At 71.2% G+C, this 1,366-nt stretch carries 2 protein-coding genes; both read right to left on the bottom strand.

Features of this window, described 5'->3' with window-relative positions:
• A partial coding sequence (gene rmuC, locus MJ785_RS12475) for a DNA recombination protein RmuC (RefSeq protein WP_239380958.1) occupies window positions 1–806 on the bottom strand: 806 nt, incomplete at its 3' end.
• Between the two features lie 53 nt (window positions 807–859).
• Window positions 860–1,366, bottom strand: a 507-nt coding sequence (locus MJ785_RS12470; RefSeq protein ID WP_239380956.1) for a DUF4232 domain-containing protein, incomplete at its 5' end; no start/stop codon positions are given.

Below are 1,366 nucleotides of genomic sequence, written 5' to 3'. Positions count from 1 at the left end.
TCGCTAGCCTCAAGGAAGGCGATCAGAGGCACCTTCGCGTCCACGATGATGTTCCGGTTGCCCGCCAGGTGAACGACCATGTCCGGTCGCCGCACGCCGTCGCCGTCGGTGATGGTGGGCTGTTCGGTGAAGTCGCAGCGGGCGATCATTCCGGCGACCTCGGCCACCCGGCGCAGCTGCATCTCCCCCCAGGCCCCGCGAGTCTGGGGCTTGCGCAGGGCCGTGACCAGGGCGGCGGTCTGCGTTCGCAGCCCCTCGGATACCTGCTGGACACCCCGGACCTGCTCAACGAGAGTCGCGTACGCCTCGATGCGCGCGGTTTCCAGGTCCGCCAGCCGGTGCTCCATCTTCCCGAGTACCTCCCGCAGCGGACTGATCAGGTGCTCGACGGCCACCCTGCGCTGCTCGAAGTCGCCGGCGGCACGCGTACCGGCCTCCTGCAGGCGGACGGAGGCAAGGTCGAGAAACTGGCGGCTCGCGCTCTCCAACGCCTGTGCGGACAGGGCCTGGAACGACTCGGCCAGGCGTTGCTGGCTCTGCTCGACGAGGTTCAGGCGTTCGGTCGCGGATCGCCGTTCGTAGTCCAGCGCCGTCCGCATGCCCGCGACATCAGCCTCGGCCAGCGCTGCCCGCTCCCGCGCGGCCTGTTCCGACTGGCGTAGCAGTTCACGCTCGCGGGTGGCGGCGTCACGCTCGGAGGCCAGGGCCGCGAGGCGGATGTCGCCAGCGCGGCGGCCCGCCGCGAAACCGCCCGCGCCGCCCAGCAACAGGCCGAGAAGGAGAAGCAGGGTGGTCGCGACGTCCATGGCCGATAGGCAATCACAGGCCTCCGACGCTTTTCGCCGCGACCGCCGCGCCGCTACTGGGCGGTGCCGCCAGCGTCGGTGCCGCCAGCGTCGGTGCCGGATACCAGCGGATGGATCCGGAACTCGCCACAGAAGCTGAGCGGCCTGGTCAGCCACAGACTGCGTGTCTCGTCCGGTGGCGTCACCGCGAGACCGGCGTACCGCGGGCAACGGTCCCGTGGCCCCATCGGGACGACGGTCCATTCCAGGCCCGCGGACACGGTGCCGCCCGGCGCCAGGACGATCCGTGATCGTGCTGTCCTCGGGAAGATGGAGCCGACGGTGCTGCGAGCGGCGTCGACGGGGTGGCGTCCGCTGCTGTCGCGAGCGGCGACACCCGGATAGCCGCTGAGCGCGCAGGAGCTCCGTGTCGTGTTCCTGAAGACGAGGACGAGGCCCTGATGGCCCATGGCACCACCGCCGGCTGGCGGCACGGCGGACAGGAGCAGGCCTGGCGTGACACAGCGCGCCATCACGGGCGGGTTCTTCGCCGTGTCGCCAGCGCCCGGCTGGCTGGTGCC

Origin of the sequence: Protofrankia sp. CiT1, from assembly GCF_917627335.1 — a bacterium.
In the GTDB taxonomy this organism is placed as follows: domain Bacteria; phylum Actinomycetota; class Actinomycetes; order Frankiales; family Frankiaceae; genus Protofrankia.
This window is presented reverse-complemented; position numbering and strand designations above follow the sequence as displayed.